At 66.2% G+C, this 20,821-nt stretch carries 19 protein-coding genes; 3 read left to right on the plus strand and 16 right to left on the minus strand.

Annotated elements, in window-relative coordinates:
• Positions 1–60 precede the first annotated feature (60 nt).
• From CXB49_RS00620 to CXB49_RS00675, 12 genes are all read right to left on the minus strand, one after another.
• Entirely contained in the window at positions 61–960 is a 900-nt protein-coding gene (locus tag CXB49_RS00620; RefSeq protein ID WP_101706612.1) for a 4-deoxy-4-formamido-L-arabinose-phosphoundecaprenol deformylase, read from the minus strand.
• Positions 961–1,172: 212 nt separating this feature from the next.
• Positions 1,173–2,216: a bifunctional UDP-4-keto-pentose/UDP-xylose synthase gene (locus CXB49_RS00625; protein WP_101706613.1), complete on the minus strand. Its 1,044-nt coding sequence runs from the start codon at positions 2,214–2,216 to the stop codon at positions 1,173–1,175.
• A 49-nt stretch (positions 2,217–2,265) separates the two neighbouring features.
• Positions 2,266–3,183: a formyltransferase gene (locus CXB49_RS00630; protein WP_101706614.1), complete on the minus strand. Its 918-nt coding sequence runs from the start codon at positions 3,181–3,183 to the stop codon at positions 2,266–2,268.
• Entirely contained in the window at positions 3,180–4,127 is a 948-nt protein-coding gene (locus CXB49_RS00635; RefSeq protein WP_101706615.1) for a glycosyltransferase, read from the minus strand. Before CXB49_RS00635 ends, CXB49_RS00630 begins: the two co-directional genes overlap by 4 nt.
• A 5-nt stretch (positions 4,128–4,132) precedes the next feature.
• On the minus strand, positions 4,133–5,257 hold the full coding sequence (locus CXB49_RS00640; protein WP_101706616.1) for a DegT/DnrJ/EryC1/StrS aminotransferase family protein: 1,125 nt from the start codon (positions 5,255–5,257) through the stop codon (positions 4,133–4,135).
• Between the two features lie 18 nt (positions 5,258–5,275).
• Positions 5,276–5,647, minus strand: a complete 372-nt coding sequence (locus CXB49_RS00645) for an SMR family transporter (RefSeq protein WP_101706617.1) — start codon at positions 5,645–5,647, stop codon at positions 5,276–5,278.
• A gap of 87 nt (positions 5,648–5,734) precedes the next feature.
• A complete protein-coding gene (locus tag CXB49_RS00650; protein ID WP_101706618.1) occupies positions 5,735–7,387 on the minus strand; it encodes a glycosyltransferase family 39 protein in 1,653 nt (550 codons plus the stop codon).
• Positions 7,388–7,519: 132 nt separating this feature from the next.
• The gene (gene hemF, locus CXB49_RS00655) at positions 7,520–8,428 is read right to left on the minus strand and encodes an oxygen-dependent coproporphyrinogen oxidase (protein WP_101706619.1); all 909 of its coding nucleotides are present in this window, start codon (positions 8,426–8,428) and stop codon (positions 7,520–7,522) included.
• A gap of 112 nt (positions 8,429–8,540) precedes the next feature.
• Positions 8,541–9,191, minus strand: coding sequence for an outer membrane protein (locus CXB49_RS00660; RefSeq protein WP_101706620.1), 651 nt, complete (start codon positions 9,189–9,191; stop codon positions 8,541–8,543).
• Positions 9,192–9,405: 214 nt separating this feature from the next.
• The gene (locus CXB49_RS00665; RefSeq protein WP_101706621.1) at positions 9,406–10,224 is read right to left on the minus strand and encodes a carboxylesterase; all 819 of its coding nucleotides are present in this window, start codon (positions 10,222–10,224) and stop codon (positions 9,406–9,408) included.
• A gap of 96 nt (positions 10,225–10,320) precedes the next feature.
• A complete protein-coding gene (locus CXB49_RS00670; RefSeq protein ID WP_101706622.1) occupies positions 10,321–11,673 on the minus strand; it encodes an ATP-binding protein in 1,353 nt (450 codons plus the stop codon).
• A gap of 3 nt (positions 11,674–11,676) precedes the next feature.
• Positions 11,677–12,390 carry a winged helix-turn-helix domain-containing protein gene (locus CXB49_RS00675; protein WP_101706623.1) on the minus strand — a complete coding sequence of 238 codons (714 nt, stop codon included), beginning with the start codon at positions 12,388–12,390 and terminating at the stop codon, positions 11,677–11,679.
• 191 nt (positions 12,391–12,581) lie between these two features.
• Here CXB49_RS00675 and CXB49_RS00680 point away from each other — a divergent pair, with 191 nt between their 5' ends.
• The gene (locus CXB49_RS00680) at positions 12,582–14,648 is read left to right on the plus strand and encodes a carbon starvation CstA family protein (RefSeq protein WP_101706624.1); all 2,067 of its coding nucleotides are present in this window, start codon (positions 12,582–12,584) and stop codon (positions 14,646–14,648) included.
• The gene (locus CXB49_RS00685) at positions 14,641–14,829 is read left to right on the plus strand and encodes a YbdD/YjiX family protein (RefSeq protein WP_101706625.1); all 189 of its coding nucleotides are present in this window, start codon (positions 14,641–14,643) and stop codon (positions 14,827–14,829) included. The genes CXB49_RS00680 and CXB49_RS00685 overlap by 8 nt, the downstream gene beginning before the upstream one ends.
• A 138-nt stretch (positions 14,830–14,967) precedes the next feature.
• Here CXB49_RS00685 and CXB49_RS00690 read toward each other — a convergent pair whose 3' ends face one another.
• Together CXB49_RS00690 and CXB49_RS00695 are read right to left on the minus strand one after the other, a co-directional pair.
• Positions 14,968–15,399 carry a cupin domain-containing protein gene (locus CXB49_RS00690; RefSeq protein WP_101706626.1) on the minus strand — a complete coding sequence of 144 codons (432 nt, stop codon included), beginning with the start codon at positions 15,397–15,399 and terminating at the stop codon, positions 14,968–14,970.
• A 240-nt stretch (positions 15,400–15,639) separates the two neighbouring features.
• Positions 15,640–16,665 carry a YeiH family protein gene (locus CXB49_RS00695; RefSeq protein WP_101706627.1) on the minus strand — a complete coding sequence of 342 codons (1,026 nt, stop codon included), beginning with the start codon at positions 16,663–16,665 and terminating at the stop codon, positions 15,640–15,642.
• A 107-nt stretch (positions 16,666–16,772) separates the two neighbouring features.
• Here CXB49_RS00695 and CXB49_RS00700 point away from each other — a divergent pair, with 107 nt between their 5' ends.
• Positions 16,773–17,642: a LysR family transcriptional regulator gene (locus CXB49_RS00700; protein WP_101706628.1), complete on the plus strand. Its 870-nt coding sequence runs from the start codon at positions 16,773–16,775 to the stop codon at positions 17,640–17,642.
• A gap of 487 nt (positions 17,643–18,129) precedes the next feature.
• On the opposite strand, the gene CXB49_RS00705 is transcribed toward CXB49_RS00700, so the two are convergent.
• Together CXB49_RS00705 and CXB49_RS00710 are read right to left on the minus strand one after the other, a co-directional pair.
• On the minus strand, positions 18,130–19,662 hold the full coding sequence (locus CXB49_RS00705; RefSeq protein WP_101706629.1) for a DHA2 family efflux MFS transporter permease subunit: 1,533 nt from the start codon (positions 19,660–19,662) through the stop codon (positions 18,130–18,132).
• A 10-nt stretch (positions 19,663–19,672) separates the two neighbouring features.
• Entirely contained in the window at positions 19,673–20,818 is a 1,146-nt protein-coding gene (locus CXB49_RS00710) for an efflux RND transporter periplasmic adaptor subunit (protein ID WP_101706630.1), read from the minus strand.
• Between the last annotated feature and the right edge of the window lie 3 nt (positions 20,819–20,821).

A 20,821-nucleotide genomic window follows, 5' to 3' on the forward strand; every position in this document is an offset into this window, starting at 1 on the left:
GGTGACACTCAAGCGGGGATATGGCTGAAGTGTAGATCACCGATGGCGGCGCGCGGCCCCTCAGGCCTGCAGCGCCAGCGTGCCGCTGCGGCCGGGAATTTCCCCCATCACCACCCGGCCGGTCGGCAGCGCGGCCAGGTCCTGGCTGTCGAACAGATCGGCGCAGCTGACCAGCTGGTAGCCCTGCCGCGTCCAGCCGGCGAGCAGGCGTTCGAACGCCTCCATCAGCCGCATGCCCTCCAGTTCGGCGTGCAGCGTGTAAACGTGGCCGGTGGCGGTTTCGGACTCGGTCAGTTTCAGCAGATGCTCGTGGACGTTGTCGTTGTCGAGGCCGTCCAGGCCGATCAATTCGTCCAGCGTCGGCAGCGTGGTCGGCAGCTGAGGCACGCCCAGCGGCCGGCCGGCGGCGTCCAGCGGCTGGAACGGATGGCTGCCGCGGCCGTCGGACGCGTAGCGCATGCCCAGCTCCTGCTGGTAGGCCAGCGCGGCGTCGTTGATCTGCCAGCCGGCGGCGCCGTGGGTGCGGGCGTCCTCGCCGAAGATCTCGCGGAAGCGCCTGGCTGCCTTGTGCATCTCGGCGCGGGTCCAGGCGGCGTCCTTGCCGGCGACGTAGTCCTGCCACTTGATGTGGTCCCAGCAATGGATGCCGACCTCGAAGCCTGCGTCGCGGACGCCGCGGAGCAGCTTCGCCTCGCGGCGGCCGATGTCCGGGCCCGGCAGCACGGTGCCGTACAGCAGCGTGCGCATGCCGTAGTGTTCGACGACCGAGGTCCGCGACACCTTGGACAGGAAGCCGGGGCGGAACACGCGCTTGATCGCGCGGCCGGTGTGGTCCGGGCCCAGGCTGAACAAGAAGGTGGCGCCGGCCTTGTGCCGCCGCAGCGCCTCCATCAGCCGCGGCACGCCTTCGCGGGTGCCGCGCCAGGTGTCGACGTCTATCTTCAGTGCGAGTTTTTTCATTGTTGTGGGAGGTTCAAGTGTTCGGAGTCGCCGGCGAGTTTACCGCGCCGGGCGCTTGCCGTGCGGTTTTCCGGCCGTCGTCGCCCACACGGAGGCGATAAATCCGTGTCTGCCGCCGCGTCCGCGCATCCGCCATCGGCATGAAAAATGCCGTCCTCCCCTTGCGGGAACGGACGGCATGCAGGCGGGCCGGCGTCCGGCCCGCGAAGCGATTACTCCGACAGGTCGCGGCTGGCCGCCACCTGGTCGCGATAGTAGTCGTAGATGCCCTTGAGCGCGTCGGCCATCGTCACTGTCGGCTTCCAGTCCAGGTCGGCCATGGTGTTGGCGATCTTGGGCACGCGGTTCTTCACGTCCTGGTAGCCGTTGCCGTAGTAGGCGCCGGACGTGGTTTCCACCACCTGCACCTTGTCGGCGTTCAGCTGGTATTCCGGGTAGACGCGGGCCAGGTCGATCATCATCTGCGACAGCTCGCGGATCGAGTAGTTGTTGGCCGGGTTGCCGATATTGTAGATCTGGCCGGAGGCCTTGCCGTCCTTGTTCTCTATGATCTTCATCAGCGCGGCGATGCCGTCGTCGACATAGGTGAAGGCGCGCTTCTGGTGGCCGCCGTCGACCAGCTTGATGGTCTCGCCGCGGACGATGTGGCCCAGGAACTGGGTGATCACGCGGCTGGAGCCTTCCTTCGGCGTGTTGATGTTGTCCAGGCCGCCGCCTATCCAGTTGAACGGACGGAACAGCGTGTAGTTCAGGCCTTCCTGCATGCCGTAGGCGTGGATCACGCGGTCCATCAGCTGCTTGGAGCAGGAGTAGATCCAGCGCGGCTTGTTGATCGGGCCGCAGATCAGCTCGGAGTTCTCCGGGTCGAATTCGTCGTCGTGGCACATGCCGTAGACTTCCGAGGTGGACGGGAACACCAGGTGCTTCTTGTACTGTACGCACTGGCGGACGATGGGCAGATTGGCCTCGAAGTCCAGTTCGAACACGCGCAGCGGGTTGTTGACGTAGGTGGACGGGGTGGCGATGGCCACCAGCGGCAGCACCACGTCGCACTTCTTGACGTGGTATTCGATCCACTCCTTGTTGATGGTGATGTCGCCTTCGAAGAAGTGGAAGCGCGGATGGTCCTTCCACTCGGCCACGCGGTCATCGTGCATGTCCATGCCGTAGATGTGCCAGTCGGTGGTCTCGATGATGCGCTTGGTCAGGTGGTGGCCGATGAAGCCGTTCACGCCCAGTATCAGTACTTTTTTCATTGGATGTCCTCAACCGCCGTCGGGCGGAAAATCGAATTCGGTAATCGCTTCACAGCGCCAGCGCGCCGGAGGCGACGCGGGCGGCGAAGTTGTCGGAGTTCAGCGGCTGGCCGTCCAGCTCTGCCTCCAGCACCGCCAGGCGGCCGCCGTCGGCGCAATGGAGCCACAGTTTGCCGTCGGCGCTGCGCAATTCGGCGCGCGCGGCCGGCGCGGCGCGGCCGGCCCGCAGCGTTTTCCACAATAGCAGGCGGCCGGCCCCGGTGTCGGCGAAGGCGCCGGGGAAGGGCCGGGTCAGCGCGCGGACGAAGTTGTGCAGCCGTTCGGCCGGGGCATGCGCGTCGATGCGGCCGTCCTCCGGCTTGCGGCCGCCGAAATAGCCGCCCAGGCTCAGGTCCTGCTGCGTGTGCGGCGCGCTGCCGGCCATCAGGCCGGGCAGGCTGCGCCACAGCACCATCTCGGCGGCGACGGTCACCTTGGCGAACACTTCGTCGGCGGAGTCGTCCGGCAGTATCGGCACCGCCATCTGGTCGACGATGGGGCCGTTGTCCGGCTTGACGTTCATCTGGTGCAGCGTGGCGCCGGTCTCGGTCTCGCCGTGGATGATTGCCCAGTTGATCGGCACCCGGCCGCGGTACTGCGGCAGCAGAGAGCCGTGCATATTGTAGGCGCCGCGCGCGACCGCCTCCAACAGCGGGGCCTTCAGCATGTGGCGGTAATAGAAGGAGAACAGGAAGTCGGCCCGGGCCGCCCGCACCCGCTCGACGACTTCCGGCGCGTTCGGATCGTCCGGCGAGATGAACGGAATGCCGTGCTCCAGCGCCACCTGGGCCACGCTCTCGAACCAGATGTGCTCTTCCGGGTTGTCCTGGTGGGTGACCACCAGTGCGACGTCGACGCCGCGGCCGAGCAAGGCCTTCAGGCAGCGCACGCCGACATTGTGGTAGGCGAAGACGATGGCGCGGCTCATGGCGTTTCCTTCCGCTCCAGCACCGCCTGTATCACGTAGCGCGGCCGCGAGCGGACTTCCTGGTAGATGCGGCCGATGTATTCGCCCAGCAGGCCGATGCCGAACAGCGCGATGCCGATCAGGAAGAAGGCGACGGCGAACAGCGTGAACACGCCGCCGACTTCCGGCCCCAGGATCAGCCGGCGCAGCAGCAGGTAGACCACCAACAGGCCGGAGCCGGCCGACACGCCCATGCCCAGCAGCGAGAACCATTGCAGCGGCACCAGCGAGAAGCCGGTCATCAGGTCGAAGTTCAGCCGGATCAGGCTGTACAGCGAGTACTTCGATTCGCCGGCGAAGCGCTCCTCGTGGCCGACGACGACCTCGGTCGGGTTCTGCGAGAACTGGTAGGCCAGCGCCGGGATGAAGGTGTGCAGCTCGTTGCACTGGTTGATGGTGTCGATGATGCGGCGGCTGTAGGCGCGCATCATGCAGCCCTGGTCGGTCATCTTGATCCGGGTCAGCTTCTCGCGCAGCCGGTTCATCGCCCGGCTGGCGACGTGGCGCCACAGGCTGTCGCTGCGCTGGCGGCGGATCGAGCCGACGTAGTCGTGGCCCTTGTCCATCTCGGCCAGCAGCACCGCGATGTCCTCGGGCGGATTCTGCAGATCGGCGTCCAGCGTCACCACGCGCTCGCCGCGGCTGTGCTCGAAGCCGGCCAGGATGGCGCGGTGCTGGCCGAAGTTGCCGTTGAACAGCACCACGCGGGTGACGTCGGGCCGCAGGCTGAACTGGTCGGCCAGTATCGCCGCGCTCTTGTCGCGGCTGCCGTCGTTGACGAAGACGATCTCGTAGCGGAGGTTCAACGCGTCCAGCGCCGGGTAGAGCCGGTCGAACAAGGCCTGCAACACGTCCTGCTCGTTGTAGACCGGGATGACCACGGAAAGCTTGATGTCGGTATTCATATTTCTCAGTGTAAAACGGCGCGCAGCACGGCGCTGACGGTTTGGCAGACGCGGATCACGTCCGCTTCGCGCATCGCCGGGAACAGCGGCAGCGTGACGGTGCGCGCGCCGATGTCCTCGGCCACCGGGTACTGGCCCTCGGCGCAGCCCTTGTCGCGGAACAGCGCGAACAGATGCATCGCCGGGTAGTGGACGCCGACGCCGATGTGTTCTGCCTTCATCCGGGCGATGAATTCGCCGCGGTCTATGCTCATCCGCTGCAGCGGCAGCAGCGGCTGGAACATGTGCCAGTTGCCGTGTTCGAAATCGGCCGGCGGCAGCTCGCAGCCCAGCGAGCGGTCGAAATGGCGGAAATACAGGTGGGCCAGTTCGCGGCGGCGGGCGTTGAAGCCGTCCAGCTTCTTCAGCTGGCCCAGGCCGATGGCGGCGGCGATGTCGGTCATATTGGCCTTGCCGCCCAGCACGTCGACATCCATCGTGCCGTCAGGCAAACGAGTGACGCCCTGCAGTCGCAGCTTCTCGAACAGCCGAGCCTCGTCGGCGTTGTTCAGCACCAGGCAGCCGCCTTCGCCGCTGGTCATGTTCTTGTTGGCGTGGAAGCTGAACGACACCAGGTCGCCGAAGCTGCCGATGGACTGGCCGTTCCAGCTGGCGCCCATGGCCTGGGCGGCGTCCTCGACCACGCGCAGCTTGTGGCGGCGGGCGATGTCGTACAACCGGTCCCGGTCCACCGGCAGGCCGGCTAGATCCACCGGGATGATGGCGCGGGTGCGCGGCGTGATCGCCGCCTCGATCTTGTCCAGGTCGATATTGCGGGTGGCCGGATCGGCGTCGACGAAGACCGGGGTCGCGCCGACTTTCAGCACCACATTGGCGGTGGCGATCCAGCTCAAGGGGCAGGTGATCACCTCGTCACCGGGACCGACGCCGGCGATCTGCAAGGCCATTTCCAGCGCGGCGGTGGCCGACGCCGCCAGCCGCACCGGCCGGCCGCCGCAGAAGGCGGACAGCTCGGCCTCCAGTTGCTGGCAGCGCGGACCGGTGGTGATCCAGCCGGAGCGCAGCACCTCGGCCACGGCGGCGATGGTGTCCTCGTCTATCGCGGGACGGGTGAAGGGCAGGAATTCCATGTCGGACCTTTGCGAGAATCAGCTGCGGGCGACCAGCACCACGCCGACGATGATGACGGCGATGCCGATCAGCTTCTGCGCGGTGATGGCTTCGCCGAACATCCAGTAGGCCAGTGCCGCGTTGACCACATAACCTATCGACAGCATAGGGTAGGCGACGCTGACCTCGACCCGCGACAGCGCCATGATCCACACCACGACGCTGACCGCGTAGCAGGACAGGCCGCCGATGATGGGCAGGTTGGTGGCCAGCGACCAGCCTATCGGCAGCGCGTTGGCGGCGGAAAAGTCGAAGTGGCCGATCTGGCGCACGCCGGCCTTCAGGCACAGCTGGGCGGCGGCGTTCAGCAGCACGCCGAACAGTATCAATCCAAATTCAATCAGTTTCATTCATTCACATCCAGTTTGCCCGTCTTGCCGGGCGACATGGGGGCGGCGATTTGTTTCCCCTCTTCACCTCGTGCGGGGGAGAGGGGGCTAGGGCTTCGCCACCACCATGCGCCGCGGGTCCCGGTAGATCACCTTCATCGGCAGGCCTTGCCGCTGCAACAGCGAGTAAGTGTCGTCGGTCAGCATCGCCACCGCCTTCGGCGCGGCGCGCCAGGCGGAGGAGAATTGTTCGATACGCGGCATCCAGCGCTGCGGCTCCTGCCCCTCGCCGAACTCGAACTCGTCGACGAAATCCACCAGCGTCACCGGCCGGCCGACGTAGTAAGGGAAGGTCTGGTCGTAGTAGCGCACCGAATAGACCGGCGTGTCCGCCGCCAGATAGGGGCGAATCTGCGCGACGATCTCCCGGCTGCCCTTCAGGCGGCCGTAGCTGTCGTGGCCGCAGGCGGCCAGCGTCACCGCGGCCAGGCTGGCGAAGGACAGCGCGGCCACCGCCGCCAGCATCCGGCCGCGCCCCAGCGCGCGCCAGGCTGAGACGGCGCCGATCAGGAACACCGCCGCGCCGGCGGCGATGAAGCGGGCGAACGGAATGATCACGTCCGGCGGCGAATCGGCGCTGGCGAAGCGGCCGGCGAACGGCCAGGCGGCCAGCAGCGCCAGCCACAGCAGCGCCGGCGCGACGATGTGTTTCTTGAGTTCATTCGGCGCCATCCGCGACAGGCTGTGCGCCAGCAGCAGCGCCAGCGCCGGGAACATCGGCAGGATGTAGGACGGCAGCTTGGAGCTGGACTTGCTGAAGAAGGCGAAGATGAACACGCACCAGATCAGCAGCATCCGGCCGACGCGCAGGCCGGCGGCGCGGTCGCTCCAGGCGCCGTTGACGATGCGCGGCAGCAGCGTGGTCCATGGCAGCAGGCCCAGGATCAGATAGGGCACGAAATACCACGGCGCGCCGGTGCGCTTGTGCTCGGTGGTCAGGAAGCGCTCGAAGTGCTCGCGGATGAAGAAGAAGTGGGCGAAGTCCTGATTGCGTTCGGAAACCAGCACGAACCAAGGCGCGGTGAGCGCGAAGAACAGCGCGAGGCCGCTGAGCCAGTGCATTCGCTTCCAGAACGCCCACTGCCAGTTGACCAGGCTGTACAGCACCAGCGTGGCGCCGGGAATCAACAGGCCGATCAAGCCCTTGCTCAGCGTGGCGCCGGCCATCGCGGCCCAGGTCAGCCACATCGCCCGGCGCGTTTCCTCGCGGCCGGCCTCCTCGCGCTGCGCCAGCAGGAAGCCGCACAGCGCGACGGTCAGGAAGAAGCTGACGCCCATGTCCAGCGACAGGAAATGGCTGTTGGAGACGATCCACACCATGCCGCCGGCGGCCAGCGCCGCGTGGCGGCCCGCGTCGACGCCCCACAGCCGGCGGGCGGTCAGCGACACCGCGACCACGCTGAGGAAACCGGTCAGGCCCGGCCAGAAGCGGGCGGCGAATTCGTTGACGCCGAAGACGGCGAAGCTCGCCGCGCCGGCCCAGTATTGCAGTATCGGCTTCTCGAAATACAGCAGGCCGTTCAAGCGGGGCGTGATCCAGTCGCCGCTGTGCAGCATGAACAGCGAGATCGTCGCGTAACGGCCCTCGTCGGCATGGATCAGGCCGCGGTAGCCCAGGCTGCCGAACCAGATCAGCGCGAACAGCAGCCACAGCGCGATCCCCAGCGCGCGCGGCACGACGGTGGCCTTGGTGTTTTGCATCGGTATTCCGGAATTCCTTGAGCGAATTATGCGAGCGAACTCGCTAGGATACCCGATCCGGCCGCCGCTGTGCGTTGCCCGTTTGTAACGGACGCGGGGCGCAAGGGCCGCCCGCCGCCGGCCGACACGCGGTCACACCCAGTCGCGCGGCGGCAGGAAGTCGGTGTACAGCCGGGCTTCCGGGCTGTCCGGTTCCGGCTGGTAGCCGTACTCCCAGCGCACCAGCGGCGGCATCGACATCAGTATCGATTCGGTGCGGCCGCCGGACTGCAGGCCGAACAGCGTGCCGCGGTCCCAGACCAGGTTGAACTCGACATAGCGGCCGCGGCGGTACAACTGGAACTGGCGCTCGCGATCGCCCCAGGCGGCGGCCCGGCGTTTGGCGACGATGGGCAGATAGGCGTCGAGATAGCCGTCGCCGACGGCCCGCATGAAGGCGAAGCTGTCGTCGAAGCCCCATTCGTTCAGATCGTCGAAGAACAGGCCGCCGACGCCGCGCGCCTCGCCCCTGTGTTTCAGGTGGAAGTATTCGTCGCACCACTTCTTGTAGCGGGGGTAGACCTCGGCGCCGAACGGCGCGCACAGATCGCGCGCCACCGTGTGCCAGTGCACGACGTCTTCGGCCACCGGGTAGAACGGCGTCAGGTCAAAACCGCCGCCGAACCACCAGACCGGCGCCTCGCCGTCCTTTTCCGCGATGAAGAAGCGCACATTGGCGTGGCTGGTCGGCACGTGCGGATTGGACGGGTGTATCACCAGCGACACGCCCATCGCCTCGAAGCGGCGGCCGGCCAGTTCCGGCCGGTGCGCGGTGGCCGAGGCTGGCAGCGCGTCGCCGTGGACGTGGGAGAAATTGACGCCGGCCTGCTCGAATACCGCGCCGCCGGTCATCACCCGGCTGCGGCCGCCGCCGCCGGCTTCGCGGCTCCAGGCGTCCTCGACGAAGCGGCCGTGGCCGTCGCTATGCGCCAGGGCGGCGCAGATGCGGTCTTGCAGGTCCAGCAGAAAGGCTTTTACGGCATCGCTGTGCGGGTGGCTCATCGCGTGTCCTGATGAAGAAGCAGGCTGGGATTGTAGCAGAGCGGATGGCTGGCGGCGCCGACGCGGCGGAAAGCAAAACAGCCCGCGATGCGGGCTGTTTGGGAGGCGGGGCTTAGAAGCTGTAGTTCAGACCAGCCTTGACCACGTGCATGCCGCTCTGCATCAGGTTGGAGCCGTCCGGCAGCTTCCAGTTCGGCAGCGACACATATTCGTATTCGCCGCGCACCGACAGCTGCTTGTTGATCTTGTAGGCGGCGCCCAGGCCGATGCCGGGACGCAGGCGGCTCTGCTTCTCGCTGCTGGAGCCGGCGGCGTCGATGCCCAGCGTCGGCACATTGACGCCGGCGTTGATCGTGCCTTTGAAATACATCTGATTCAGCGTGAATTTGCCGAACAGGTCCAGTTCGTTGGTGACGGGCAGGATGCCGACAGCGGCGAAGCGCAGCGCGGAGGCGCTCAGCGAGGTGTCGAGCTGGCCGCTGACGCCGTCGGCGCGCGCCGCTACCGAGCTCTTGGCCTTGCCGAAGTCGGCATACGACGCTTCCAGCGCAAAGTGGTCGTTGAAGCGGTAGCCGCCGCCTAGTTCCCAGCTGGCGCCGGCGGCCGAGTTGCTGGAACTCAGGCCTTCAACGCCCTGAGTGTCCATTTTTTTCAGCTTGCTGAAGTTGTAGCCCAGATTGCCGAACAGATAGGCGCCCTGTTCTGCGGCGTGGGCGGAAAGGGCCGTCAGGCTCAACACGGATGCGATGATGATTTTTTTCATGAGTTTAGATACGGATATTAATGAAGCGACGTCATTCTGCTGGGCGCGGCATCGACTCGTATGTAGGCGTTGTTTGGAGGGCAAGAGCGGATTGTGTAACGATGTGTAAAATAGTCATTACACTAACTATTTGAAATAAAGGAAGTTTGGCGCGGCGCCGTAAAAACGAAACCGCCCGCGGGGCGCGGGCGGCTGGAGGAGAGTCGCGGATCGATCAGGCGGCGGCGAAGGCGGTCCAGCCGCAAGCCTGCTCGACGCGCTGCGGGCGCGGCGCGCTGTTGAAGAATTTCAGGCTGCGTTGCAGCACCTCGCCGCGTTCGTTGTCCACCATCACCATGTGGTAGCTGTTGGACAGCGGCATGAAGTCCACCGGACCGCCCAGATGCTGCACCAGATGGTGGGCGGAGCGCGGGCTGGTGATGTCGTCCTCGTCGGCGTGGACGATCAGCGTCGGACAGGTGATTTCGGCCAGCCGCGACATCAGCTGGCGGCGCAGCCGGTCCACCTCGCGTATGCACATCAGCGGGATGTAGGCGTAATGGAAGCGGTCGCCGCGCTCGAAGCGCTGCTGGATGGCCTTGCGGATGCGGGCGTTCTTGATGCCGAACGGCGAGACTTCCGGCACGCGCATTTTCTTGGCCAGGCCGGGGACGTGATAGACGGCGTGGCGCAGCCAGGTCAGCTTGGGCAGGCTCCAGCCATCAAGGAACATCGGCGGCGCGTACAGCGCCAACCTGTCCTGATGGTTCTCGCGGCGGGCGACTTCCAAGGCCACTAGTCCGCCCAGGCAGACGCCGGCCAGATGGACGACCTTGTGCCTGGCCTTCAGCGCGCGGTATTCGCTGCGAATGCTTTCCACCCAGTCCTCCCAGCCTACGCCGAGCAGGTCTTCCGGCGAGCCGCCGTGACCGGGCAGCACAGGGGAGTGGGTAACGATGTCGGCGTCTTCCAGCGTGCGGCCCAGCGCGCCCAGATCATAGGCGGTGCCGCCAAGGCCGTGTACCAGCAGCGCCGCCGGTCGTGAGGAAACCATTCTGCATATTCCTGATTATTCGATAATCGGCATTATCGGCAAGCGGACGCAAGTAGTCTGTAGGTTTCCTGTCGGCGCTTTGTGACGATGAGTGACTTATGGCGTTTCCGGGGCCGGCTGAGCAATGATCATGCGGAAGCGCGTGCCGCCCAGGTCGCTGGGGCCGGCGCTGGCCTGGCCGTTGTGGTGTTCGGCGATCAAGCGCACGAAGGACAGGCCCAGGCCGTGGCCGCCGGTGGCGCGGTCGCGGCTGCGGTCCAGCCTGAGGAAGGGCTCGAAGACCTTGTCGCGGTCTTCGGCCGGGATGCCGCAGCCGTCGTCGTCGACCTCGATGATCAGCTGCGCGCCCTGATGGTAGACCGTCATCCTGACCTGGCCGTGCGCGTACTTGAACGCGTTCAGCAGCAGATTGCGGGTGGCGATGTACATCAGCTTGCGGTCGAAGGCGCCGTCCTCGCGTGGACAGTCCAGCGACAGCGTCAGATCGGCCGGCTTCAGCGGCGTCACCAGATCGATCAAATCGTCGAACCAGTCGAACAGGTCCACCGTCTCCAGGTGCAGCGGCACTTCGCTGCGTTTCAGCTTGGCGAACTCCATGCTGGTGCTGATCAATTCCTCCAGCTCCTGCATGTCGCGTTCCATGCCGTCGCGGTAACGCTGCCACTCGGCCGGATCCTCTTCCTCTTCCAGCATGGTCAGGCCGAAGCGCAGTCGGGCGATAGGCGTGCGGATCTCGTGGGCGATCGCGTGGGACAGCGCTTGTCGCGTTTCCAGCTGGCGTTCCAATCGAGACGCCATGCTGTTGAAGGCCAGTGGCAGCGGCGCGAACAGCCGGCTCTTGGCCGAGCGGGCGCGGGCGCCGAAATCGCCTTCGGCGAACACTTCGGCGGTGCGCCGCACCTCCAGCAAGTCTTTCCACAACGGCTGCAGGCTGAAATAGAGCAGGGTGCCGAAGGTGGCGCCGGACAACAGCATCCAGATCAGCAGCACCTCGATGTCCTCGCTGATCCAGTTGCTGTCGCTGGACTGCATGTCCAGCGGCCCCAGCACCAGCAGGCGCTTGTCCGCCGGCATCGAGACGTAGAGCAGCTGGTTGTCGATGTCCAGATACGGCTTGCCCTGGCGCAGCAGCGGGAGGGCGACGGCCTGCTGTTCGTCGGGCAGCCGCTCGGCCAGCCTGATCGGGTAGCTGAAGCGGCTGGCGATCGCGGCCAGCTCGGCGTTCCAGCGTTGCGGCGGCTGTCTTTCCAGCTGCTCGCGTATCAGCGTGACGGTGCCGTTCATGAACTGCACCTTGCCGGCCTTGTCGCTGTTCTCGTACAGCTTTGTGACCAGGAAGCCGAAGCCGATGATGATCAGCAATTCCACCAGCATGGTGGCGAGGAAGTAGCGGGCGAACAGCGTGCCCAGCGACGGTTTGAACCAGCCGCGCAGCTTTTTCGACGGCATCGCTTATTCCCAGTCGCTGCGCGAGAACAGATAGCCCTTGCCGCGCACCGTCTTGATCCGAGCCGGCGCGTCCGGATTGTCGCCCAGCTTGCGGCGCAGCCGCGAGATGCGGGCGTCTATCGAGCGGTCCAGGCCGTCGAAGCCTATGCCGCGCAGCTCGCCCATGATGTCGTCGCGGGACAGCACCTGGCCGGCATGGGTGGCCAGCAGCCACAGCAGGTCGAACTCGGCGGTGGTCAGCTCGATCTGCTCGTCGCCGAGCAGGGCCTCGCGCGTGCCCTGGCTGATGCTGAACTGGCCGAAAGTGATGCTATCGCTGTCGGCGGCGGGGTTCTGGCTGTCGGCGCGCGCGCCGCCGCTGCGTCTGAGCAGCGCGCGGATGCGGGCCAGCAGCCGGCGGGGCTCCACCGGCTTGGCCAGGTAGTCGTCGGCGCCCAGCTCCAGGCCGAGGATCTCGTCGACGTCCTCGTCGCGGGCCGTCATCATCAGGATGCGGCCGCCGTAGTGCGGCCGCACGTCGCGGCAGACGTCGAAGCCCTCCTTGCCCGGCAGCATCACGTCCAGCACCACCAGGTCGGGGCGCGCCTCCAGGATGGCGGCCGGCGCGGTGTCGCCGCGGCCGTGCAGGCTGACCTGGTAGCCGTGCTTGGTCAGGTAGGCGGCGACCAGCTCGGCCAGCCTGGCGTCGTCTTCGACGATGAGGATATGTTGTGCCATTGCGTCGGGGCTTTGAACAGGCTCTCGTTGATGCGTCGGGGAAAATAGTAACACGCGTTTGGGCGCTTGGCAGGCTTGTGTTTCCGCCGACATGCCGACAGAATCAATATGTAGAACCACACCCGGACGCAGAGCCGGCAGATGGGCTGCCGCCGCGCAAGCTGGGGGAGATAGAGAACAGGGACTTCCTTATGCAACAGATCAAGCAGTGTGTCGTCTGGCTGCTGGTGGCGCTGGCGGGGGCGACCGCTTTCGCGATGGTGGCCTTGAACCGCGGCGAGACCATCAACGCGGTGTGGCTGGTGGTGGCGGCCTTGTCGGTGTACGCGATCGCCTACCGTTTCTACAGCCGCTTCATCGCCGACAAGGTGCTGGAGCTGGACGCGCGCCGGCTGACGCCGGCGGAGAAATTCAACGATGGGCTCGACTACGTGCCCACCAATAAATGGGTGGTGTTCGGCCATCACTTCGCCGCCATCGCCGGCGCCGGCCCGCTGGTCGGACCGGTGCTGGCCGCGCAGATGGGTTATCTGCCCGGCACGCTGTGGATCCTGGTCGGCGTGATGCTGGCCGGCGCGGTGCAGGATTTCCTGACGCTGTTCCTGTCGATGCGTCGCGACGGCAAGTCGCTCGGCGAGATGATACGGCAGGAGCTCGGGCCGGTGGCCGGCGTGATCGCCTCCGTCGGCGTGTTGATGATCATGGTGATCCTGCTGGCGGTGCTGGCGCTGGTGGTGGTCAAGGCGCTGGCCGACAGCCCGTGGGGCACCTTCACCATCGCCTGCACGATACCGATCGCCCTGTTCATGGGCGTGTACAGCCGCTTCATCCGGCCGGGCAAGATAGGCGAGGTGTCGGTGCTGGGCTTCATCCTCCTGATGCTGGCCATCGTCTATGGCGGCGACGTCGCCAAGAGCGCCACGCTGGCGCCGCTGTTCACGCTCAAGGGCACGACGCTGGCCTGGACGCTGATAGGCTACGGCTTCGTCGCCTCGGTGCTGCCGGTGTGGCTGCTGCTGGCGCCGCGCGACTATTTGTCCACTTTTCTGAAGATAGGCACCATCGTCGGCCTGGCCATCGGCATTCTGGTGGTGGCGCCGCAGCTGCACATGCCGGCGCTGACCCGCTTCGTCGACGGCAGCGGTCCGGTGTTCGCCGGCAATCTGTTCCCCTTCCTGTTCATCACCATCGCCTGCGGCTCGGTGTCGGGCTTCCACGCGCTGGTGGCCTCCGGCACCACGCCTAAGCTGATCGAGAACGAGAGCCACGCGCGGATGGTGGGCTACGGCGCGATGCTGGTGGAAAGCTTCGTCGCCATCATGGCGCTGATCGCCGCCTGCGTGCTCGATCCGGGCGTCTACTTCGCGATGAACAGCCCGGCGGCGCTGATAGGCAAGACCGCCGCCGACGCGGCCCAGGCGATTTCCAGCTGGGGCTTCATCGTGACGCCTGAGACGCTGACCCAACTGGCCGCCGATGTCGGCGAGCACAGCGTGTTGTCGCGCGCCGGCGGCGCGCCGACGCTGGCGGTCGGCATGGCGCACATCCTGTCCGGCGTCATCGGCGGCAAGACGATGATGGCGTTCTGGTACCACTTCGCCATTCTGTTCGAGGCCTTGTTCATCCTGACCACCGTCGACGCCGGCACCCGCGTGCTGCGCTTCATGATCCAGGACCTGCTGGGCATCTTCATCAAGCCGATGGCCGACACCGAGTCGTGGGCGGCCAACTTCGTCGCCACCGGCCTGGCCGTCGCCGCCTGGGGCTATTTCCTGTACCAGGGCGTGGTCGATCCGCTGGGCGGCATCAACACGCTGTGGCCGCTGTTCGGCATCGCCAACCAGATGCTGGCCGGCATCGCGCTGACGTTGGCCACCGTGGTGCTGGTGAAGATGCAGAAGACGCGCTATGTGTGGGTGACCGCGCTGCCGACCGTCTGGCTGCTGCTGGCGACGCTGACCGCCGGCTGGCAGAAGTTGTTCGATGCCAGCCCGAAGATCAGCTTCCTGACCCACGCCGAGAAGTTCTCGGCCGCCGCCGCCAACGGCCAGCTGCTGGCGCCGGCGAAGAATATGGCGCAAATGCAGCAGATCATCTTCAATGATTATGTGGACGCCACGCTGGCCGCGCTGTTCATGGCGGTGGTGGTGGCGATGCTGGTGTCCGGCATCCACGTGATCCGCAAGTCGCTGGCGGTGAAGTGGGTGACGGCGAAGGAAGTGCCGGCGGTATACCGGCAGGGAGGCGCCAATGGCTGAGCTGTGGAGGGCGGTGGTGCTGACCGCCCGCTTGATGGTGGGGCAGCGCGACTACGATCTGTATGTCGGCCGCCGCCGCCGTTTCGATCCGGAGGCGCAGGTGATGAGCCGCGAGGAATTCTTCCGCTATTGCCAGGAGCAGCGTTACGGCGGCAAGAGCGTCAAGAAGTGCCCGTGCTGAGTCCGGAAAGCGTCCAGCCGGGCTGAGGCCCGACGCAAGCGTCCCGCACAAGCCCGCCTGGTCTATGCCTGGCGGGCTTTTTGTCGCCATGGCCGGACGCGATGATGAAAATCGCCCGGTCGACGCCGGGCGGTTCGATCAGTCCGCCTTGTTGCTGAGCGGCAGGTCCTTGGCGCCGGCGTAGAACACCAGCAATTCCACTGCCTCGTCGCCGCTGACGCCGCGGTGCTCGGTGCCCACCATCTCCGCCAGGGTATCGCCGGCGTGCAGCTGGCGCTGCTGTTTGCCGTCGCGGGTCTGAACCGTCAGCGTTCCCTTGACGACGTAAGCGGCGTTCGGCGACGGATGGCTGTGCCAGGGCAGGCTGGTATGCGGGGGAATGACGATGCGAAGCAGGGTCAGCTCGGGTTGGCCGGCGGGGTAGTTCTTGTAGCGCTGGCCATCCCAGGAGCGTTCCGTCTTGAGCAGGGTCTGGCTTTGCACCCCGGCGCCGTCGGCGGCGTGGCTCAATGGCGAGGCCAGCAGCGCGGCGAGCAAGGCGAGAGGTAGCTTGATCGGACTGATTTTCATATGTTTTCCCTGTAGTCTGCGACAGCGCGTATCCGCGAAGCCGTGGTGTCAGAGCCGGTTCGCGATCTTTAAAAAGATCGTGAACCGGCTCACAGTGACTTCGACCGTCTCAATGCGTGATTGAAAGCCCGCGTCAGGCCGTTTGAGAAAAAGAAAGCCGCCGAGTTCCAGCGATGGAAGACGGCGGATTGCTTGTCGGTCGGCTGGCGTCCCTCGCGTCGGCAGGGGACCGGCCGGCGTTCAGTGCAGCAGGGCCAGCACTCCGGCGTTGATCAGGCCGCCGCCGACGATCAGCCAGCCGAACAGCGCGCTGGCCAGCAATAGCGGCTTGGCGCCGGCCTGGCGTATCGCCGAGACGTGGGTGGTGACGCCCAGCGCGGCCATCGCGGCGGCCAACAGCAGATTGTCCAGCGCGATGATCTGCTGCAGCAGCGCTTGCGGCAGCAGGCCGAAGGAGTTGAAGCCGGCCACGGCGAGGAAGGCGACGGCGAACCAGGGGATGGAGATCGCCTGCTTTTGCTGATGGCCGCCGCTGTGCTTGTTCGCCAGCCAGGCGGACAGGCCGATCAGGAACGGGGCCAGCATCATCACCCGTATCATCTTGGTGATCACCGCGGTGTTCATCGCCGCGTCGCTGATCGATTTGCCGGCCGCGACCGCCTGCGCCACCTCGTGGATGGTGGAGCCGGCGAACAGGCCGTAGCTGAACTCGGAAACGCCCAGGTGGCGCACCGCGTCGTACATTAGCGGCCACAGGAACATCGCGGCGGTGCCGAATACCACCACGGTGGCCACCGCGACGGCCACTTTCTCCGCGTGGGCCTTGATGACCGGTTCGGTGGCCAGCACCGCGGCCGCGCCGCAGATTGAGCTGCCGGCGCCGATCAGGATCACGCTCTGCTCGTCGAGGCCCAGCTTCTTGCGGCCCAGCCAGAACGCCAGCATGAAGGTGGAACTCAGCACCAGCGCGTCGATCAGCACGCCGGAGAGGCCCACCGCGGCGATGTCCTGGAAGGTCAGCTTGAAGCCGAACAGGATGATGCCGGCGCGCAGCAGCTTCTGCTTGGCGAAGGTCACGCCATGGTGGCTGGGCTCGGCGACGAAGCGGTAGACGGTGTTGCCGACCAGCATGCCGCCGATGATGGCGATGGTCAGCGCGGAGAAGCCCAGGCTTTTCATCGCCGGCAGTTCGGCGGCCCAGATGCCGGCGCCGGCGAGGCCCAGCGACAGCGCCAGGCCGGGAATCAGATTGCGATATTTAGTCATATACAAATGCCTCTTTGATCTATGCCTAACGATACGCGACTGTTCATAAGTAAAAAAACGGATAAAATTAATTAATATAAGTAGTAAAACCGATTAGTGAGGCGACGATGAGCTTGCGCATCAGTCTGCGCGAACTGGAAGTGTTCGCGGCGGTGGCGGAGCTGGGCACGGTGACGCGCGCGGCCGAGCGGGTGGCGCTGACGCAGTCGGCGGCCAGCCAGGCGCTGGACAAGCTGGAGCAGGGCCTGGGCGTCAGGCTGTTCGACCGCGTCGGACGACGGCTGCTGATCAACGAGCACGGCCGGCTGCTGCTGCCGCGCGCCCGCGCGCTGCTCGACGCCGCGCACGATCTGCAGGGCTTGTTCGACGGCGGCGGGCTGGCCTTGCGCGTCGGCGCCAGCACCACCATCGCCAACTATCTGCTGCCGCCGCTATTGGCCGCCTTCCGCCGCGACTGGCCGCAGGCGCGGCTGGAGCTGGAGGTGGCCAACACCCGCGACATCGTCGAGGCGGTGGCGGCCTTTCGCGTCGATTTCGGCCTGATCGAGGGGCCCTGCCACCATCCGGAGCTGCTGGCCAGTCCATGGCGGCAGGACGAATTGCTGGTGTTCGCTGCTGCGTCCCACCCCTTGGCCGGGCGCAAGGTGTCGGCGGCGGAGCTGGCCGAGGCGGAGTGGATATTGCGCGAGGCCGGCTCCGGCACCCGCGAGGAGGTGGAGCGGGTGCTGCTGCCGCATCTGATGCGCTTGTCCATCAGCATGGAGCTGGGTCACTCGGAGGCGATCAAGCACGCGGTGGCGGCCGGGCTGGGCGTCAGCTGCCTGTCGCGGCACGTGGTGGCCGACCTGCTGGCGGCCGGCGGCGTCGTCGAGGTGGACGCCGACCTGCCGCGGCTGACCCGGACGCTGTACCGCGTCCAGCACAGGGACAAGGCGATAGGTCGCGGCATGGAGGCCTTCGGCCGGCACCTGCAATGAAAAACGGGCAAGACCGTCAGGTCCTGCCCGTTTTTCATCGGCGCCAGGGGCCGGATAGCTCAAGAAAGCCCCAAGGCGCGCCGCCGCAGGCAGTACCTGTCGTACGACCAGGCGGCGCAACGCGGCATCGGGGCTTCTCTTGGCGGGCCCTTCAGAACCCAGACAGGTCAAGAAAGCCCCGGGGCAAGGCGCGCCGCCGCAGGCAGTACCTGTCGTACGACCAGGCGGCGCAACGCGGCATCAGGGCTTCTCTTGGGGGGCCCTTCAGAACCCAGACAGGTCAAGAAAGCCCCGGGGCAAGGCGCGCCGCCGCAGGCAGTACTTATCGTACGACCAGGCGGCGCAACGCGGCATCAGGGCTTCTCTTGGGGGGCCCTTCAGAACCCAGACAGGTCAAGAAAGCCCCGGGGCAAGGCGCGCCGCCGCAGGCAGTACTTATCGTACGACCAGGCGGCGCAACGCGGCATCGGGGCTTCTCTTGGCCTGTCTAGTGCGCGCCGCTGTCGCCGCCGGCGGCAGTGAACGGCGGCTTGGCGAACCAGACCAGCGCGATCAGCAGCACGAACAGGATGCCGGAGACCCAGAAGATCTCGTTGGCGGCCATGATATAGCCCTGTTTGGTGATCTGCAGCTGGGTCAGCGCGTGCTGCTGGCTGCCGCCCAGGCCCAGCCGGCCCATCGCGTCGAACCACGAGACCGAGGCCGGATCGTACTGCGTCACATGCTCGGTCAGCTTGGCGTGGTGCTGCGCCTCGCGGCGGTCCCACATCGTCGTCGTGATCGAGGTGCCTATGCTGCCGGCCAGGATGCGCAGGAAGTTGGACAGGCTGGACGCGCTGGCGATCCGCGACGGATGCAGGCCGGACAGCGTGATCGTCGTCAGCGGCATGAAGAAGCAGGCCACGCCTATGCCCTGCACCACCTGGGGCCACACCACGTAGGAAAAGTCCATGTCGGTGTTGAAGTTGCTGCGCCAGAAGAAGCAGATCGCGTAGACGCTGAAGCTGATCGTCACCAGCCAGCGCATGTCCCAGCGGTGCGCGTTCTTGCCTATGATGGGCGACAGCACGACCGGGATCAGGCCTATAGGCGCGGCGGCGAGGCCGGCCCAGGTGGCGGTGTAGCCCAGTTGGGTCTGCAGCATCAAGGGCAGCAGCACCACGGCGCCGAAGTACAGCATGAAGCCCAGGCTGATCGCGATGGTGCCGACGGTGAAGTTGCGCTGGCTGAACAGCGACAGGTCGACGATAGGATGTTCCTCGCCCAGCTCCCAGATCACCAGATAGACCAGCGACAGGAAGGCGACCACCGCCAGCGTGACGACTTCGGCGGAGTTGAACCAGTCCAGCTCCTTGCCGCGGTCCAGCATCATCTGCAGCGAGCCGACGCCGACCACCAGCAGCGCCAGACCCAGCTTGTCGATAGGCAGGTCCACGGTGTCGGTTTCGCGCGGCTTCAGAATGCGCCAGGAAATGAAGGCGGCCGCGAGGCCCACCGGCACGTTGATGAAGAAGATCCAGCCCCAGTGCCAGTTGTCGCTGATCACGCCACCGAGGATGGGGCCGAACACCGGCGCGACGATCACCGTCATCGCCCATAGCGCCAGCGCCATGCCTTTCTTGGCCGGCGGGTAGCATGACAGCAGCAGGCTTTGCGACAGCGGAATCATCGGACCGGCCACCGCGCCTTGCAGCACGCGGAAGAAGATCAGCATTTCCAGGCTGCCGGACATGCCGCACAGCCAGGAGGTCAGCACGAACAGCAGCGTGGACGCGGTGAACAGCTTGACCTCGCCGAAGCGTTTGGCCAGCCAGCCGGTCAGCGGCACCGCGATGGCGTTGGCGACGCCGAACGATGTGATCACCCAGGTGCCCTGGCTGGTGGCGGCGCCGAGGTTGCCCGAAATGGTGGGCAGCGCCACGTTGGCGATGGTGGTGTCCAGCACCTGCATGAACACCGACATCGACAGCGCCAGCGTGATCCAGACCAGTTTCGAGCCGGTCAGTGGCGGATGGTTCATTGCGGCGTCCTTAGTTGGCGTTGGCTGCCAGGATTTCCGCCACCAGCTTGTCGGCCTGTTTCAGGTCGGGCAGCGTGCCGTTGTGTTCGCTGACGACGGTCGGCGGCGCGGCTTCGGCCAGCGATTTCCCGTCCTGGTTGCTGGTGTCCACCACCGCGTCTATCGACAGGCCGACGCGCAGCGGATGTTCCTGCAGGTCCTTGGCGTCGAGCGCGATGCGCACCGGCACGCGTTGCACCACCTTTATCCAGTTGCCGGTGGCGTTCTGCGCCGGCAGCAGGGAGAAGGCGCTGCCGGTGCCGGCGGACAGGCCCTGCACCTTGCCGTGGTAGACCACCTTGCCGCCGTACAGGTCGGATTTCAGCTCCACCGGCTGGCCGATGCGGATCTTGGCCAGCTGGCCTTCCTTGAAGTTGGCGTCCACCCACAGGTTTTCCAGCGGCACCACGGCCATCAGCGGCGTGCCGGCGGCGACGCGTTGGCCGACCTGTACGTTGCGGCGGGCGACGGTGCCGGTCACCGGAGACTTGATCTCGGTGCGCTGCAGCGCCAGCCAGGCTTCCTTCAGACGGCTGGCGGCGGCCTTCACCGCCGGCTGCTGGGACAGCGCGTCCTTGCCGACCAGCGCCAGGCCGGCCTTGGCCTGCTCCTGCGCGGCGGTCAGCGCGGCCTGCGCGGCGGCGGCGGCGTCGGCGGCGTGGCCCAGTTCCTCGGCCGACATCGCCTCGCTGCCGGCGATCTGCTTGCGGCGCTTCAGGTCGGCCTCGGCGCGGGCCAGCTCGGTCTGGCGCAGCGTCACCTGGGCGCCCAGCTGCTGGCTGTTGGCCATCAATTGGCGAGTCTGGCGCACCGTCTGGGCGAATTCGTTGCGGGCGCGCTCGAAGGCCAGCTGGGCATCGCTGTTGTCGTAGCTGAGCAGCACCTGGCCGGCCTTGACCGTGATGGTGTCGTCCACCATCACCTTGGCGACGGTGCCGCCGACTTCCGGTGTCACCTGCACCAGATGGCCGCCGACATAGGCGTCATCGGTGTTTTCCTGATGGCTCAGCACCAGCGCCCAGTAGGCGCCGTAGCCGATGGCGATGGCGGCGAACAAGGTGGTGGCCACCAGCAGGTTGCGTTTGCGGCTTTGCGCGGTTTCTACTTTCTGATCCATTTC

This window comes from Chromobacterium sp. ATCC 53434 (assembly GCF_002848345.1).
GTDB lineage: Bacteria > Pseudomonadota > Gammaproteobacteria > Burkholderiales > Chromobacteriaceae > Chromobacterium.

Coding starts and splice junctions, on each gene's coding strand:
- CXB49_RS00620 (WP_101706612.1), bottom strand. CDS start 960: ATGAAAAAACTCGCACTGAAGATAGACGTCGACACCTGGCGCGGCACC.
- CXB49_RS00625 (WP_101706613.1), bottom strand. CDS start 2,216: ATGAAAAAAGTACTGATACTGGGCGTGAACGGCTTCATCGGCCACCAC.
- CXB49_RS00630 (WP_101706614.1), bottom strand. CDS start 3,183: ATGAGCCGCGCCATCGTCTTCGCCTACCACAATGTCGGCGTGCGCTGC.
- CXB49_RS00635 (WP_101706615.1), bottom strand. CDS start 4,127: ATGAATACCGACATCAAGCTTTCCGTGGTCATCCCGGTCTACAACGAG.
- CXB49_RS00640 (WP_101706616.1), bottom strand. CDS start 5,257: ATGGAATTCCTGCCCTTCACCCGTCCCGCGATAGACGAGGACACCATC.
- CXB49_RS00645 (WP_101706617.1), bottom strand. CDS start 5,647: ATGAAACTGATTGAATTTGGATTGATACTGTTCGGCGTGCTGCTGAAC.
- CXB49_RS00650 (WP_101706618.1), bottom strand. CDS start 7,387: ATGCAAAACACCAAGGCCACCGTCGTGCCGCGCGCGCTGGGGATCGCG.
- hemF (WP_101706619.1), bottom strand. CDS start 8,428: ATGAGCCACCCGCACAGCGATGCCGTAAAAGCCTTTCTGCTGGACCTG.
- CXB49_RS00660 (WP_101706620.1), bottom strand. CDS start 9,191: ATGAAAAAAATCATCATCGCATCCGTGTTGAGCCTGACGGCCCTTTCC.
- CXB49_RS00665 (WP_101706621.1), bottom strand. CDS start 10,224: ATGGTTTCCTCACGACCGGCGGCGCTGCTGGTACACGGCCTTGGCGGC.
- CXB49_RS00670 (WP_101706622.1), bottom strand. CDS start 11,673: ATGCCGTCGAAAAAGCTGCGCGGCTGGTTCAAACCGTCGCTGGGCACG.
- CXB49_RS00675 (WP_101706623.1), bottom strand. CDS start 12,390: ATGGCACAACATATCCTCATCGTCGAAGACGACGCCAGGCTGGCCGAG.
- CXB49_RS00680 (WP_101706624.1), top strand. CDS start 12,582: ATGCAACAGATCAAGCAGTGTGTCGTCTGGCTGCTGGTGGCGCTGGCG.
- CXB49_RS00685 (WP_101706625.1), top strand. CDS start 14,641: ATGGCTGAGCTGTGGAGGGCGGTGGTGCTGACCGCCCGCTTGATGGTG.
- CXB49_RS00690 (WP_101706626.1), bottom strand. CDS start 15,399: ATGAAAATCAGTCCGATCAAGCTACCTCTCGCCTTGCTCGCCGCGCTG.
- CXB49_RS00695 (WP_101706627.1), bottom strand. CDS start 16,665: ATGACTAAATATCGCAATCTGATTCCCGGCCTGGCGCTGTCGCTGGGC.
- CXB49_RS00700 (WP_101706628.1), top strand. CDS start 16,773: ATGAGCTTGCGCATCAGTCTGCGCGAACTGGAAGTGTTCGCGGCGGTG.
- CXB49_RS00705 (WP_101706629.1), bottom strand. CDS start 19,662: ATGAACCATCCGCCACTGACCGGCTCGAAACTGGTCTGGATCACGCTG.
- CXB49_RS00710 (WP_101706630.1), bottom strand. CDS start 20,818: ATGGATCAGAAAGTAGAAACCGCGCAAAGCCGCAAACGCAACCTGCTG.